The sequence below is a fragment of the Bordetella genomosp. 7 genome (assembly GCF_002261265.1).
GTDB lineage: Bacteria > Pseudomonadota > Gammaproteobacteria > Burkholderiales > Burkholderiaceae_B > Bordetella_A.
In genome coordinates this window covers 410,181-425,480 of sequence record NZ_NEVK01000006.1, presented here as the reverse complement: position 1 = coordinate 425,480, position 15,300 = coordinate 410,181, and the positions used below count along the sequence as shown (strand labels likewise).

The following is a 15,300-nucleotide window of genomic DNA, read 5'->3' as shown; positions in this document are numbered from 1 at the left end:
CGCGCGCATCAATGCGCCATGCGGGCAGGCGCCATCAGGGTGAAACCCTGGGACGGCAGGCGCATCGAAATCCATGCGGCCAGCATCAGCAGCAGGCCCGCGCTGCTGAAGGCCACCCAGTGGGTTCCGAATGTTTCGTACCCCCAGCCTCCCAGCCACGAGCTGATCATGCCGCCGACCTGGTGGCCCAGATACGCGCAGCCATACAGCACGCCCACCAGGCGAACGCCGTAGATATCGGCCAGGATGGCCGACGAAACGGCGATGCTGCCCGCCCATACGATGCCCCCGATGGCGGCGGCCATGTACAGTTCCCAGTGCGTGCCCACGACCAGCAGGGCAAAAAAACCCAGGCCTCGGATCAGGTAGATGGCGGCGAGGATCTTGCGGCGCGGCAGCACGTCCGACAGGCGCCCGAGCACCAGCGTGCTGAAGATCGCCACCAGCCCGATCATGCCGATGCCCAGCGAACTGGTGGTGGCGTCAAAGCCGTGGTCCATGAGCATGGGCATGCCATGAGTGCCCAGCAGGTTCATGCTGTAGCCGCAGGCAAACAGCCCCAGGGTGATTTTCCAGAAGGGCGCCGTACGCGTCGCGGCGCGAAAACTCAGGCTTTCGGGCACGGGATCGCCGCGGCGAGGGGTGGGGCGGGCGGCGATCTGCTCGGGCGTCAGGTCGGTGTTGGCCGGCGCCTGGTCGCGCATTACAAACAGTGCCACCGGCACGACCAATACCGTAAAGACCCCGGCAAAGCCCACGAGGGTCGTGCGCCAGTCGGTGGCCTGAACTGCATAGGCCAGGGCCGGCGTCATGACTGCGATGCCCGCCATGGACCCGGTGGACAGGAAGAACAGCGCCATGCCCCGCCGCCGCGTGAACCAGCGGGTAAGCACCGGCGTCAGGGCAACCGGACTGGTAAAGCCCAGGCCTACCGACAGCAGCACGCCAAAAGCCAGGAAGAAGCTGACCGGCCCGCTTGCATTGACTGTCCAGAACGTAGATGCCACGACGATGGCCGTGCCCAGCAGCAACACGAACCGGGTGCCGTGGCGCGCCACCAGCATGCCGGCCACGGGCATGGCAAGGCCATAGCAAAGCATGCCGATGGCCACGATCGCCGACAGCAGGCTGCGGGTGAACCCCAGGTCTTCGGCCATGGGCAGGAACAAGGGCCCCACCCCCATGCGCATGCCTACAGTCAGCAGCGTCAGCAGCGTGGCCGCGGCCACAATGTTCCAACCAAAATACCAGCTTGTTCTTACCGCGCCCAACGTTGTCTCCGGATGGTATTGGCCACCATGTGGCCTGTGTGCAGGCCAGATTGTCGATGATTTCGGTGGGCCGTGCTCGCGCTTGTCCGTTAGGCGAACACTCGCCGCGCCGCCGATGCCGCGAAGGCCGCCGCAGGCAAGCCGGCCGGGCAGAAATTCATCTAATCATCATACAATCATATTGACACATTGACGGCCAGATCCTTATGATCGGCAGCATGGGCGAGCTGCCGCCCTTGCTAGATACGGCCGGCGCCAGACCGGCCGGACCCGGAGACAAACCGCCATGGGCGATACCGACACCCGCGACCTGACGCGGCAAGTGGCCGACTATGTGGTCGCCGCAAGGCTCGATGACATTCCGGCCGACGCCCTGCACGAAGCGCGGCGCGCGCTGTTGAACTATATGGGCTGTGCGCTGGGCGGCAGCGGCCATCGCGCCATGGCCATCACATGGGAAGCGCTCGCGCCGTACGCCGGCCCGCCCACTGCCCGGGTGCTGGGCCGCGCCGGGCAAACCGATCCCCTGCTGGCCGCGCTGCTCAACGGAATCAGTTCGCACGTCCACGACTACGACGACACGACGCCCAGCAACTATATCCATCCCACTTCGCCGGTGGCGTCGGCGCTGTTCTCGTATGCGAGCATGAACCCGGTCACGGGGGCGGATCTGCTGCTTGCCTATGCGCTCGGGTATGAAGTCGTTACCCGCATTGGCGACGCCACGTACCCCGCGCATTACCAGGCGGGGTGGCACAGCACCGGATCGGTGGGGGTGTTCGGGGCAGCGGTGGCCATCGGTAAACTGTTGCGCCTTGATGAACGCCAGATGGTATGGGCGATAGGGCTGGCCGCCACCCAGTCGGCGGGCCTGCGCGAGATGTTCGGTTCGATGGCGAAATCGTTCCATCCGGGGCGCGCCGCCCAGGGCGGCTATACTGCGGCGTTGCTGGCGCAGCGCGGCTTTACCGCGGGCGAGCACGCGCTGGAAGGGCCCCGGGGGTTCGCCGCAGTCGAGTCCGCCGCCTATGACCTGCGCGTCATCAGCGATGGTCTGGGGCGCCAGTATCACTTTCACCAGAACACCTACAAGCCGTTTCCGTGCGGCATTGTCATCCATCCCACCATAGACGCCTGCATCCAGTTGCGCCGCTCGCACCAGATCGACGCGCGCCATGTCGCCGCAGTGCGTTTGCGCGTGGCGCCGCTGGTTCGCGATCTGTGCGACCAGCGCGACATCAGCAAAGGTCTGCAAGGGAAGTTCTCTGTCTATCATGCTGCGGCCATCGGCCTGGCGCGCGGCAAGGCAGGCCTGGCAGAGTTCACCGACGAAGCCGTAAACGATCCGCTGGTCCGGCAGGTGCGCGAGTGCGTCGTCGCCGAAGCGGATGCGTCCATAGCCGAAGACAGCGTGCATGTTGAAGTCCGGATGCGCGATGGCAAATCGCACAGCCTGGCGCTGGAGCATGCGCTGGGAAATCTTCGTCGCCCCTTGAGCGACGCGCAGCTCGAAGAGAAATTCCGGGATCAGGCCACCATGTTGCCGGCGGCGCAGGTCGACGCCCTGATCGCGGCTTGCTGGCAGCTGGATCGCCAGGCCGACGTACGCCGGCTGGTGGACCTGGCAGTTCCCGGTCCGGCCTAGCGCCCGTGCAGCGCCACCTCCAAGGAGAAAACCATGAGAGCTATCACAGCCATACTGTTATTGGCCGTGGCGGCGGCCTGTCCGCTTGCCGCGCGCGCAGAAGTCAGCGAGTTGCGCATTCCGTTGGGCGCGGGCGGCTTCGGGTTTTTGCCGCTGCATATGATGCAAAAGCACAAACTGATAGAGCAGCAGGCGGAGAAGGCGGGCATCAAGGTCACGGTCGACTGGGCAAGGCTGGGCGGCCCGGCCGCCATGATAGATGCGTTGTTGTCGGGCTCGGCGCATTTTGTATCGGCCGGTCCGCCATCGTTCCTGATTCTGTGGGATCGCACCAAAGGCAGCACCGACGTCAAGGGCGTGGCGGCGATGAGTTCCATGCCCATGTACCTGAACACCCGCGCCGCCCATCTCAAGTCCATCGATGACCTGAAGCTGGGCGACAAGATCGCCGTCACGTCGGTGAAGTCGTCGATTCCGTCGATCATCATGCAGATGTACGCCGTGCAGAAGTACGGCAAAGACCAGGCGTTCCGCTTTGATCCCTACACGGTGACGATGGGGCATGCCGATGCGGCGGCCGCGCTCATCTCGGGTAGCGGCAGCATCAACGCACACTACGCCTCGGCGCCGCTGGCCCAGGTGGAACTGCGCAACGAAGGCATACGCACCATCATGAATTCGGACGATGTGATGGGCGGGTCCACGACGTTTACCATGGTGTCCACCACGACACGCTTCGCCAGCGAGAACCCGAAGGTGTACGCCGCGTTCGTGGCAGCGCTGAAACAGGCGCAAGAAATGATCAAGGCCGACAAGCGGGCCGCTGCCGAAGTGCTGATCGAATCGATGGGCGGCGGCAAGACTTTCAGCGTGGATGACATGGTGGCCATTCTGGACGATCCGGCCACCAAGTACACGACTACCCCCGAAAACGTAATGAAGTACGCGAACTTCATGAACGAGATCGGCTCGTTGAAGCACCGGCCGGCCGATATCCGCGACCTGTTCTTCGACTACGGGGATATCGCCGCGGGCAACTAGGCGATCCCCTGGGCCGGCGGGGCGGCCGTTCCGGCAAGCCGCCGCAGCGGCGTGGCCGCGGCGGCTTTGGGTGCCGTTTTCAGTTCAGCTGCAGATTTGCGTTCTCGATCACGGGCTTCCATTTCTTGTAGTCTTTCTCAATGGTTGCCTTGAACGCGTCCGGGGTCGTGGGCATCGCCTGCGCGCCCTGGGCCGCCAGCGCTTCCTGCATGCTGGAGGTCGCCAGCACCTTGTTCAGCGCGCCGTTAAGCGTGGTGATGACAGACGCGGGTGTCTTGGCGGGAGCCAACAGGCCGTACCAGACACGCACATCAAAGTCGGGATAGCCGAGTTCGGCCACGGTAGGCACATCGGGCATGGCCGGACTGCGCTTGGCCGAGGTCACCGCCAGGGGGATGGCGTTGCCCGCCTTGATCTGGGGGGCTGCCGACGGAATCGACGTGAAAATCACGGGAACCTGCCCACCCAGCAGGTCCGCCATGGCCGGGCCCGACCCTTTGTAGGGAACGTGCACGAGCTTGATGCCCGCCTGCTGCTGCAGCAGCTCTGCCGCCAGATGCGTGATGGTGCCCGCGCCCGGCGACCCGTAGTTGATGGCTTCGGGCTTGCCCTGCGCGGCATCGAGCAAGGCCTTCAGCGACTGGTAGGGGCCATCTTTGCGCGCCACGATCACCAGCGGCGCTTCGCCGACGATGCCTATGGGGGCGAAGTCTTTCAGCGGGTCATACGACAGTTTGCGGTACATCGAGGGCGCGACCGCCAGATTGTCCACCTGGCCCATCACGATCTCATAGCCGTCGGGGTTGGCCCGGGCGGCGGCCGAGATGCCGATCGTGCCGCCCGCGCCCGGACGGTTCTCGGCCACCACCGTCCATTGTTCCGACTCGCCCAGCTTGGTCGCCACCGTGCGGGACAGGAAGTCGGTGCCGCCGCCCGGCGTAAATGGCACGATCAGGCGGATGGGCTGGTCGGGATAGTCGGCCCGGGCGGGCCCGGGAAGGGTCGCGGCCAGCGCGCACGTCGCTACGAGAAAGCGAAATCGCATGGTGTTGTCTCCATTGTTGTGGCGCTGCGGGCAGGGGTGAATCAGATCACGCCCTGCGACCGCAGCGCTTCTATGTCGGGCACGGTCTTGCCCAATTGCTTCAGTACTTCTTCTGTGTCGGCGCCCAGCGCGGGTGCGGCGCGCGGCGAACCGCGGCACGCCTGCTCGAAACGGATGGGAAGATCCAGCATGCGTACCGGACCGTGCGCCCCGTGGGGCACATCCATGGCCAACTGCTGCGACTGCACATGCGGATCTTCAAATACTTCTTTCAGGCTCAGCACCGGGCCGCACGGAACGCCATATTGATTGAGCCGGGTGATCCAGTATGCGCTGTCGTGCTGGCGGGTGCGCTCTTCGATCAGGGCCTTCAAGGCGGGTCGGTTCCGCATGCGCTTTGCGTTGGTTTCGAAGTCCGGGTGTTCGCGCAGCATGGGCAAGCCCAGCGCGTCGATGAACTTCTGGTACATCGCGTCGTTGCTGGGTGCAATCGCCACCTGCCCGTCTGCGGTTGCAAACAACCCATAAGGCGCAACAAGCCCATGGTCGTTGCCCGTGCGCGATGGCACCGATCCGCTGGCAAAGAAATTAGAGGCGTGAAAACTCAACAACCCCACCATGCTGCCCAGCAGGCTGACGTCCAGCGTGTCTCCTTGCCCGGTGCGTTCGCGTCTCAGCAAGGACGCCACCACGCCCAACGCGGCGTTCACCCCGGCCACCAGGTCGCTGATGGGCGGGCCCACGCGCATGGGAGGGTCGTCTTCGCCGCCGTTCAGGCTCATGAAGCCGCTCATGGCCTGCGCGATGAAGTCAAAGGCGGGCCGGTCGCGGTACGGGCCGCTGGGTCCGAAGCCGGTGATGCTGCAACGAACCAGGTCGGGGCGCAGCGCTTTCAGGCGTTCATCGCCGAACCCCATTTTCTGCAGCACGCCCGGTCGGTAGTTATCGACCAGGACGTGGCTGCTGGCGATCAGGTCGGCCAGCACCTCTTTGCCCTGGGCGGTATACAGGTCGAGCGTGACGGATTTCTTGTTGCGGTTGTAATTCGCAAAATACCAGCTGAGCCCGTCGCGCACGACGCCCTGGTGACGCACGGGATCGCCTTCGCCCGGAGCTTCGATCTTGATGACCTCGGCGCCCAGGTCCGCCAGAATCATGGTGCAGTACGGGCCCGAGATAATGCGCGTCAGGTCCAGCACGCGGATACCGGTCAATGGCATGTTGCGGGCTCTCCTAGCCTACGGCGACGGCAGTGCCGCCGACGTCGTGCAGGGCAAGGCGCGGGCCCGCCTTCATGACTTGCCCCGGCAGGGGCCGGCCCATGACTTCCTGCATTTCCCGGGCCACGCCGATCAGGGCGGGAAGCTCGATGCCGGTGTGGATGCCGAGGTCGTGCAGCAGGTACACCAGGTCCTCGGTGCAGATGTTGCCGGTGGCGCCGGGGGCAAAGGGGCAGCCGCCCAGCCCGCCGAGCGACGATTCATACGTGGTGATGCCCGCGTGCAGGCCTTCCATCACGTTGACCAATCCGATGCCGCGGGTATTGTGAAAGTGCAGGGCAAGCGGCATGTCGGGAAACTCCGAGCGCAGCGCGTCCACTGTCTTGCGCACCAGCCGCGGGGTTGCCATGCCGGTCGTGTCGCCCAGGGTGACGCTGTCGAATTTCAGGCGATGGAATTGCGCGACGATGGCCTTCAATGCACCCGTGTCTATGTCTCCCTCGAACGGACAGCCAAAAGCCACGGCGATGGCGCCCTTGCGGCCGATGGGCTGCCCCTGCAGCAGGTCGGCGATGTCTTCGACGTCGCGCAGCGATTGTTCGACGGGGCGGTTCAGGTTCTTGAGGTTGTGAGTCTCGCTGGCCGACAGAAAAACAATCACTTCGTCGGCTTTGGAGTCCAGGGCCCGTTCGACCCCGCGCCGGTTCGGCGCCAGTGCGCCCAGCCTTACACCCGGCCGGCCGCCGACCTGATCGAGCAGCTCGGCCGCATCACGCAGTTGCGGCACGGCGCGCGGCGACACGAACGACGTTGCTTCAAAATGCCGCACCCCTGCATCGATCAGGTGATTCAGCAACTGCACTTTCACCGAAGTGGGCACGAACTCGGGTTCGGCCTGCAACCCATCGCGCAGGCCTACTTCGACCACGTCTACATGGTCCGGAAAACTCACGCTTGTCTCCTGGCTGGGCGGGCCGGCGGCCCGGCGGGTGGCCTAATCTTGCGCAATTGCGCGGCCGGCGACAATTCGCGAATATTCGAGCAGCCATCGCGATCGGCGATGGCTGGCGGGACGCTGCTCAGGCCCGCCAGGCGACCCCGGCGGCGCAGGCAGCCAGGTGTTCCAGCAGCAGGCGCGTGGCGCCGGACAATTCCGTGTTGCTGCGCACACACAGCTTGAGCTGCCGGTGCGCCCAGGCATCGGCCAGCGCGATGGTGCGCAGGCCCTGCATGGTGTAGCTTTCCAGCGCGCGCGCGGGCACGATGCCCAGCCCGAGATCGGCGCGCACCATCGAGATCAGCGCATCGTACGACGTGACCTGGAAGCGCAGCCGCAAGCTGCGGTTCAGGGCCGCGGCCTCGCGCATGTGCAGGTAGTTGGCCGCGCTGCCCCGATGCATGCCCACATGGTCGTAGTCCAGGGTGTCGGCAAAGCGCACCTTGTCGCGCCCGGCGAGCGGGTGCGATGCGCTGGTCACGACCACCATCACGTCGCGGTGGTAGGGCAGGATATCCAGCCCCTGTTCGTTGTCCGACTGCGTATAGACGCCAATGTCCGCGGCATTGTCGAGCACGGCGCGTGTCACGGCCTGGCTGACCCGCTCTTCGAGGTCGATGCGCACATTGGGATGCCGCAGCAAGAACTGGCGCAGTTCGGCAGGGATGAACTGGGTGATGGCCGACAGGTTGGCCGCGATGCGCACATGGCCGCGCACGCCGGTGGAAAAATCCCGGATTTCTTCGGCCAGTTCTTCGGTCTGGTGCAACAGGGCCCGCGCGCGTCGGGCCAGGGCTTGCGCCGCCAGAGTGGGTTGCACCCCGCGGGCATGGCGCTGGAACAGCGCGACGTCCAGCATGCGTTCCAGTTCGGCCAGGCGTTTGCTCAGCGCCGAGGCGGCAATGTGCTCGCGCTCGGCGGCCGCAGCAATGCTGCCTTCTTCAAGTACGGCCAGGAACAATTGCAGGCTGTACAGGTCGAGGCGGACGGCCATGGGCGTGCGGGTGGCGGGTGCAGGCGATCAGCTGCCCTGCGGCGCGTCGGCCCGCCATTGGGCTTCGGTCAGCCGGGGCAATTCCAGCAGGTTGTCCTGGATGGCGTACCAGCCGCGGCCGTGCATGCGCCCCACCAGATTCAGGCGAGGTGTATCGATGTAGCAGCGCTCGACATCCAGCACCGCCTCGTCATGCACATGAATGGCCAGCACGTCGGCCACGATGATGTGGCGATGCTCTGCCACGTCGATGACCTGGCGCACCTGGCATTCCATGGCCACCGGGCTTTCGGCAATGCGGGGCGGCGCCACTTTGCGGGATGGCGCCACGGTCAGGCCGGCGGCCTGCATTTCGTCGACGCCGGGGGCGAAATCGATCGCCGTCACGTTCATGCGCTGCAGCAGTTCGGCCGACACCATGTTGATGACAAAGCCGGCGCCTGTGCGCAGGTTCGCGCCGGTATCTTTAGGGCCCTCGGTACGCGAGCCCACGCCCAGGCACACGACCGGCGGCTCGCCGGACATCGCGCCAAAAAAAGAAAACGGCGCGGCATTGTTGCGCCCCTGTTCGTCCTGGCTGACCACCCACGCTATCGGGCGCGGCACGATGGTGGCAGTCATCAATTTATAGGTGTTGCGCCCGTCGAGCGCCGCGAAGTCGAAGTACATGGCTGGTTGGTCGTGTAAGGTCAGGGCACTATCGAAAGGCCCACGCGGAACTGGGATTCGTTGCGCCGGTTATAGCCCAACAGGGTTTCGCCGTAGCCGTTGAAGTATTGCAGATGCAGGTAGCCGTTCATGTTGAGCCAGGTGCGCCGCAAGGGCCAGGCGAAATCCAGCTGGGTCGTGCGGCGGCTGCTGGCGCCCTGCCGGTACAGGGCTGACACCACCGCGCCGTTGTCCTGGGCCCAGCGCAATTGCCAGTCTACATGGCCGGCGTAGTCGGAATAGTCGGGGTTTTCGTCTTCGACATCGAAGTACGCTTTTATCTTGGGCGAGAAGGTCAGCGTGCTGCCGCTATCGAAACGGTAATGCAGCGCGGGCGCGACATAGGCGTCGTTGAGCGACCGGGATTCATCACCGCTTTTGCCGTTGGACATATGCTCGACGCCGGTATTGAGCCCCAGTCGCCAGTTCTGTCCGGACGATGTCCACAGTTTGTCGGACAGCCAGAATACGCTGGGGTTGAAGGTGGTGTCGACAAACGGCATCGAGTCGCCCTGCAGATCCCACAGCGACGTCTGCGTGTAGCCTAGGTAGAAGTTTTCGCCGAAGGTGGCCGGCCGCCCGCCAGTAGGCGTGAACAGGCGGTATTTGGCGCTGATCTGAAAGCGCGCCGTGGTCCGCCCGCGTGTGCCGACGGCAAAGTACATGGGCTGGTATTCGGAAAGCGCACTGCGGAAATGGTCGAATGCCGTAGGCTGGGCCCGGTGCTCGGCCTGGGCTGCGTCGGTGGGGGCGGGGCCCACGTCGGGCTGCGCGCCCGCCGCGGTAACCGCCGCCACCGGCACGGGCTCGCCGGTCTGCGGGTCGATGACCGGGCCTTCGGCGGGCACACTGGCCAGCGTGCCGGTTTCCCGGCCGGTGACGTCCAGCGCCATCATGGTGGGCTCGCCTTCGATGGCCAGCGCCTGCAGGCCGCTGGCCTGGTAGGGCACCACCGTGCTCCACGCGACGCGTGCGAAGTTGTTCACCGGTATGCTCAACGGCGCCCCGCCGTCGGCCAGCGTAGCCAGGCTGCGGATGATGGCGCCATCGGCGCCGCGCCACTGTACAACCAGTTGATCGGCGGGTTCCCAGCGTGCGACCGCGTCGCCGTCGTTGAAGAACACGGCCTGGATCTGGACGGTTTCGCCCGGTGCGGCGCTCGGGCGCCCGAGCTGGTAGGTGACCCCGGCCACCGCCGGCGCCCCGGCGGCCAGCAGCGCGGCCGCCAGCGCGGGCCGCGCAAACGCGCTCAGGTAGGTTCGGTACAAGAACATATCGCGATTGCTAGAAATACGACCGAGGCAATGTAGCACCGACACGGGCCCGGACTGCAACCGCATGTAAGAAGGTGTCGGACCGCGCTGCAAGCGACAGGGGAATCAAGGGCGGACCGGGCTTGTTGGTGTCTGACACCCTTCGGGAGTCAGACACCTGGCGGGACGTGGGTGGCGGGGGGCTGGGTGTGTGGAGGGCGGTTGGTGTCTGACACCCTTCGGGAGTCAGACACCTGGCGGGATGTGGGGTGGCGGGGGGCTGGGTGTGTGCAGGGCGGTTGGTGTCTGACACCCTTCGGGAGTCAGACACCAATAGGCAAGGATGTGTCTAACACCCTTCGGGAGTCAGACACCAATTGGCAAGGATGTGTCTGACTCCCGAAGGGTGTCAGACACCATCGCATGGTGCGCCTTTATTCCCCGAACTTGATTCCCTGCGCCAACGGCAGTTCGCGCGAGTAGTTGATTGTGTTGGTGGCCCGGCGCATGTAGTTCTTCCACGCATCCGACCCCGACTCGCGGCCGCCGCCGGTTTCTTTTTCACCGCCAAAAGCGCCGCCGATTTCCGCGCCGGATGTGCCGATGTTCACATTGGCAATGCCGCAATCCGACCCTGCGGCCGACAGAAAGGTTTCTGCCTCGCGCAGGTCGTTGGTAAAGACCGCCGACGACAACCCTTGCGGCACGGCGTTCTGCATGGCGATGGCCTGGGCGAAATCGGTATAGCGCATTACATACAGCACCGGCGCGAAGGTTTCGTGCCGCACCACGTCCGTCTGGTCGGGCATTTCGACAATGGCCGGACGCACATACCAGGCGTCGGGATAGATATCCTGCAACACGCGCTCGCCGCCCGTTACCGTGCCGCCTTGCTCGCGCGCGGCCTGCAGGGCCTGTTGCATGGCATCGTAGGCGGCCTGGTCGATCAGCGGCCCGACCAACGTGCCGGCATCCAGCGGATTGCCGATGCGGGCGCTGGCGTACGCGTTGCGCAGGCGCGCTATCAGATCGTCGGCGATGCGTTCGTGCACGATCAGCCGGCGCGTGGTGGTGCAGCGTTGCCCCGCCGTGCCGATGGCGCCGAAGACGATGGCGCGCGCGGCCATGTCCAGGTCGGCGCTGGGCGCCACGATGATCGCATTGTTGCCGCCCAGTTCCAGCAGCACGCGCCCGAAGCGCTGCGCCACGCGCGGCCCCACTTGGCGGCCCATGCGCGTCGAGCCCGTCGCCGACACCAGCGCGACCTCATGCGAGTCCACCAGCGCCTCGCCTATGGCGCGCCCGCCTATCAGGACTTCCAGCAGGCCTGCCGGGGTGTCGCCGAATTGCTGTGCCGCCTGCGCAAACAGCGCCTGGCAGGCCAGCGCAGTCAGGGGCGATTTTTCGGAAGGCTTCCAGACCACGGCATTGCCGCATACCAGCGCCAGCGCGGCGTTCCATGACCACACCGCCACGGGAAAGTTAAAGGCGCTGATGACGCCCACCACGCCCAGCGGATGCCAGGTTTCCATCATGCGGTGGCCCGGCCGTTCCGATGCGATGGTAAGCCCGTACAACTGGCGCGACAGGCCTACGGCGAAGTCGCAGATGTCGATCATTTCCTGGACTTCGCCTTCGCCCTCGGCAAGGATCTTGCCCGCTTCGAGCGACACCAGGCGGCCCAGCGCCTGCTTGTGCCTGCGCAGCGTTTCGCCAAACAGCCGCACGAGTTCTCCGCGCCGCGGCGCCGGAACCAGGCGCCACGCCAGGCTGGCCTGGCGCGCCCGCGTAATGGCCGCATGTGCCTGCGCCGCACTGTGCTCGGCCACCATCGCAAGCCTAGCCCCATCGATGGGGCTGTGTGCGGCCAATGTGCCGCCTTGCAAAGCGGCCTCATCCAGGCCGAGTGCGCGCAGAATGTCTTGGGGGGTCGTCATCGATACTCTCCTTGGGGCGGACAGCGGGCACGTCACGCAGGCGTTAGGGAAAAGCCTAGATGGAATTCCTGCGGAAAAATTTACTATACGAAACTCTAACGCCAAATGCGAAATCTTTCGAGTCTGAGCCATGCCCGAGCCGCTGGTTGTCGTTCAAGGTGTGCACAAGACCTTTCATCGCGAAGGTGCGGCTCCGCATGCGGCGCTGGTTGATGTGCATTGCCGCATCGAGCGCGGCGACGTACTGGTGATCGTGGGGCCGTCCGGCTCGGGCAAGAGCACGCTGCTGCGCACGTTGAATGGTCTGGAAGCCATTGACACGGGCGATATCCGCATCGATGGCGTTTCCATTCGTGCGCCCGGCACCAACCTGAACCGGTGGCGCACCGAAGTGGGCATGGTGTTCCAGCACTTCAACCTGTTCCAGCATCGTACGGCCCTGGACAACGTCGCGTTGCCGCAATGTGTCGTGCGCAAGCGCAGCCGGGCCGAGGCCGTGCGCTATGCGCGCGAGCTGTTGCAGCGGGTGGGCATGGAAGATTTCGCGCAGCGCTATCCCAGCCAGCTTTCGGGCGGCCAGCAGCAGCGCGTGGCCATCGCGCGCGCCTTGGCCATGGATCCGAAGCTGATGTTGTTTGACGAAGCCACGTCGGCGCTCGACCCCGAAACCGTGGGCGGCATTCTGGATCTGATGCGCCAGCTTGCCCATGATGGCATGACCATGGCAGTGGTGACCCACGAAATGGGGTTTGCACGAGACGTTGCCGATCGAGCCCTGTTCATGGATGGCGGACGCATCATCGAAGAAGGCAGCCCCGACGTTCTGTTCCGGAATCCCAGCCACGCGCGCACACAGGCGTTCCTGGACAAGATTTTGTAATGCCGCGCACCGCTGTGTTGCGCGGCCTGCAGTTGTTGTAGTGGTACGGGTAGTACCGTCCGGCGCCGCTCGGCCTGGATGGCTTCACATCGTTAAGAGGGTACTCGACATGCAGAAAATCAAACAATGGCTGGGCATTGCCACACTGGCCGTGACGGCTGCCTGCGTCACATCGGCCGCCCGCGCGGACGCCCTGGCCGACATACTCAAGCGCGGCGAATTCCGCGTTGCCGTACAAACCTCGGGCCCGCTCATGAGCTTCATGGACAAGTCGGGCAAGCGCACCGGGCTGGCGGTTGAATTGGCGCGCCGCATGGCCGACGACCTGGGCGTGAAGCTGGTGTTGCAGGATTACGAATGGAAGGGCCTGATTCCCGCGCTGCTTTCGGGCAAGGCCGACATGATCGCCGCGGACATGACGCCCACGCCGCAGCGCGCTGCGCAAATACTGTTCTCGATGCCGATGTTCTACGCCGAGACCGTTGCGGTAGTGCCCAAGGATTCGCCCTATAAAAGCTATACCGATCTCAACAAGGCCGACGTGACCGTGGGGGCGCTGGGCGCCAGCACGTACGCCGAGGTCGCGCGCAAACTGCTGCCTGAGGCCAACCTGAAAGAGTTCTCCGGCGGCAGCGCGCCGGTGGGGCAGGCCCTGTCCAGCGGCCGCCTGGATGCCGGCATCATGGCGCTGAGTACGGCCAACCAGTTCGTGGCCGACTTCGGCACCTTGCGAGTGCTCGATGGCGTCATGGTGCGCGAACCCCTGTCGTTTGCCGTGGCGCCCGATTCGGTCCGCCTGAAGTTCTGGCTGGACAACTGGCGCGAGCTGCGTACGGCCGACGGTTCGCTGCCGGAAGCCGTGAAGTATTGGTATTCCACCGACTGGAAAAAAGACCATTGATAATGGCCTGATTCCATGAACTGGCTGATCGACTACTACAACTGGCGTATCGTCGGCCAGTACCTGGACCAGTTCGGCGACGGCCTGGCCAATACGCTGATCGCCGCCGGGGTAAGCCTGGTGTGCTCCGTCATACTGGGCGTACTGCTGGCGCTGGCGCGCATGGCCGGCCGCGGCACGATATGGCGCCCGGCCGCTGCGTACATCCAGTTCATCCGGGCCACGCCGCTGCTGGTCCAGATCTACCTGGTGTACTACGCATTGCCGTTCTTCGTACCCGCGGCCAAGGCCTGGAGCGAACTGATCCTGGGCATCGTGGCGCTCACCTTGCACCATGCCGCCTACATGAGCGAGATCGTGCGAGTGGGCATACAGTCGGTGCCGCGCGGCCAGGTCGAAGGCGCCCTGGCCGTGGGCATGGACTTCCGCCAGCGGCTGCGATACGTGGTGCTGCCCCAGGCATTCGCCAATATCCTGCCGCCCATACTGGGCCAGACCGCGGTGCTCATCAAAGACACATCGCTGTTGTCGTTGATAGCAGTGTTCGAACTGGTGGCCGCCGGCGTGCTCATGAACAGCGAGCGCATCGTGCCCAACGAAAGCTTCCTGACCATCGCCGCGGGCTATCTGCTTATTTACGCCTGCATGCTGGGTCTGTCGCGGCTGGTCAGCCTGTGGCTGGCCGGGCCCGCCTGGAATGCGAGGTAGCCATGCTGCAAGAATATTGGTCCACCATGGTGACGGTGATGCCCTTTCTGCTGAAGGGCTTCCTGGAAACGCTCAAGATCTCTTTCCTGGCGATTATCGCGGGGTCCACACTGGGTTTTGTCATCGGCGTGGTGCGCAGCTACCGGCTGCGCGGCCTGCATCAGCTGCTCGGGCTGTATATCCACCTTTTGCGCGGCACGCCTTTCCTGGTGCAGTTGTATATCTGCTACTTCGTGCTGCCCAGCACCGGCATCTGGTGGCTGGAGTGGGATTCCGGCATGGCCGCCTTCATGTCGCTGTCGCTGTATACGTCGAGCTACGTGGCCGAGATCGTCATGGGCGCCATCCAGGCGGTGCCGCGCGGCCAGACCGAAGGCGCCATGACCCTGGGGTTGCGGCCCCTGCAGATACTGCGGCTGGTGGTGCTGCCGCAGGCAATGCGGCTGATCGTGCAGCCGATGAGCGGCGTATATGTCATGCTGATCAAGAGCACGGCCATCCTGTCGGTCGTGGGCATCACCGAACTGACGCGTCAGGGAGAAGTGTTCATGATCACCTATCCCAGCAAGTCGCTCTTCATCTACGCGCTGATCGCACTGATCTATTTCCTGTATTGCTACCCCTTGCTGCGGATGGCCAACTGGATCGAAAAACGCGCGGTAGGCGCCCTGGGGCCCACATCGCTGGCGTAGCGTATCCC

At 64.7% G+C, this 15,300-nt stretch carries 14 protein-coding genes; 6 read left to right on the top strand and 8 right to left on the bottom strand.

Going from position 1 to position 15,300, the window contains the following annotated elements; translation table 11 throughout:
• Positions 1–8: 8 nt before the first annotated feature.
• Positions 9–1,271: an MFS transporter gene (locus tag CAL19_RS12990; RefSeq protein ID WP_026640103.1), complete on the bottom strand. Its 1,263-nt coding sequence runs from the start codon at positions 1,269–1,271 to the stop codon at positions 9–11.
• 286 nt (positions 1,272–1,557) lie between these two features.
• Here CAL19_RS12990 and CAL19_RS12985 point away from each other — a divergent pair, with 286 nt between their 5' ends.
• Positions 1,558–2,916 carry an MmgE/PrpD family protein gene (locus tag CAL19_RS12985; RefSeq protein ID WP_026640104.1) on the top strand — a complete coding sequence of 453 codons (1,359 nt, stop codon included), beginning with the start codon at positions 1,558–1,560 and terminating at the stop codon, positions 2,914–2,916.
• 33 nt (positions 2,917–2,949) lie between these two features.
• Positions 2,950–3,957 (top strand): ABC transporter substrate-binding protein, encoded by a 1,008-nt coding sequence (locus CAL19_RS12980; RefSeq protein ID WP_094796999.1) that lies wholly within the window; start codon positions 2,950–2,952, stop codon positions 3,955–3,957.
• Between the two features lie 79 nt (positions 3,958–4,036).
• Here the strand turns inward: CAL19_RS12980 and CAL19_RS12975 are convergent, their stop codons facing one another.
• The 7 genes from CAL19_RS12975 to amaB all read right to left on the bottom strand — a co-directional run bounded on the left by CAL19_RS12975 (position 4,037) and on the right by amaB (position 12,111).
• Positions 4,037–5,002, bottom strand: coding sequence for a Bug family tripartite tricarboxylate transporter substrate binding protein (locus CAL19_RS12975; protein WP_094796998.1), 966 nt, complete (start codon positions 5,000–5,002; stop codon positions 4,037–4,039).
• 41 nt (positions 5,003–5,043) lie between these two features.
• On the bottom strand, positions 5,044–6,222 hold the full coding sequence (locus CAL19_RS12970; protein WP_026640106.1) for a CaiB/BaiF CoA transferase family protein: 1,179 nt from the start codon (positions 6,220–6,222) through the stop codon (positions 5,044–5,046).
• Between the two features lie 13 nt (positions 6,223–6,235).
• Positions 6,236–7,174 carry a hydroxymethylglutaryl-CoA lyase gene (locus CAL19_RS12965; RefSeq protein WP_094796997.1) on the bottom strand — a complete coding sequence of 313 codons (939 nt, stop codon included), beginning with the start codon at positions 7,172–7,174 and terminating at the stop codon, positions 6,236–6,238.
• Between the two features lie 127 nt (positions 7,175–7,301).
• Positions 7,302–8,213, bottom strand: coding sequence for a LysR family transcriptional regulator (locus CAL19_RS12960; protein WP_026640108.1), 912 nt, complete (start codon positions 8,211–8,213; stop codon positions 7,302–7,304).
• A gap of 27 nt (positions 8,214–8,240) precedes the next feature.
• Entirely contained in the window at positions 8,241–8,882 is a 642-nt protein-coding gene (locus CAL19_RS12955) for a flavin reductase family protein (RefSeq protein ID WP_026640109.1), read from the bottom strand.
• Between the two features lie 20 nt (positions 8,883–8,902).
• Positions 8,903–10,195 carry a phospholipase A gene (locus CAL19_RS12950; RefSeq protein WP_249276312.1) on the bottom strand — a complete coding sequence of 431 codons (1,293 nt, stop codon included), beginning with the start codon at positions 10,193–10,195 and terminating at the stop codon, positions 8,903–8,905.
• Between the two features lie 413 nt (positions 10,196–10,608).
• On the bottom strand, positions 10,609–12,111 hold the full coding sequence (gene amaB / locus CAL19_RS12945; RefSeq protein WP_094796995.1) for an L-piperidine-6-carboxylate dehydrogenase: 1,503 nt from the start codon (positions 12,109–12,111) through the stop codon (positions 10,609–10,611).
• 130 nt (positions 12,112–12,241) lie between these two features.
• Between amaB and CAL19_RS12940 the strand changes: the two genes are divergently transcribed.
• From CAL19_RS12940 to CAL19_RS12925, 4 genes are all read left to right on the top strand, one after another.
• Complete coding sequence (locus CAL19_RS12940; protein ID WP_094796994.1) at positions 12,242–12,991, top strand: amino acid ABC transporter ATP-binding protein; 750 nt, start codon at positions 12,242–12,244, stop codon at positions 12,989–12,991.
• 109 nt (positions 12,992–13,100) lie between these two features.
• Positions 13,101–13,892: an ABC transporter substrate-binding protein gene (locus CAL19_RS12935; RefSeq protein ID WP_026640113.1), complete on the top strand. Its 792-nt coding sequence runs from the start codon at positions 13,101–13,103 to the stop codon at positions 13,890–13,892.
• 15 nt (positions 13,893–13,907) lie between these two features.
• The gene (locus CAL19_RS12930; protein ID WP_026640114.1) at positions 13,908–14,600 is read left to right on the top strand and encodes an amino acid ABC transporter permease; all 693 of its coding nucleotides are present in this window, start codon (positions 13,908–13,910) and stop codon (positions 14,598–14,600) included.
• A 2-nt stretch (positions 14,601–14,602) separates the two neighbouring features.
• Positions 14,603–15,292 (top strand): amino acid ABC transporter permease, encoded by a 690-nt coding sequence (locus tag CAL19_RS12925; RefSeq protein WP_026640115.1) that lies wholly within the window; start codon positions 14,603–14,605, stop codon positions 15,290–15,292.
• The last annotated feature ends 8 nt before the right edge of the window (positions 15,293–15,300 follow it).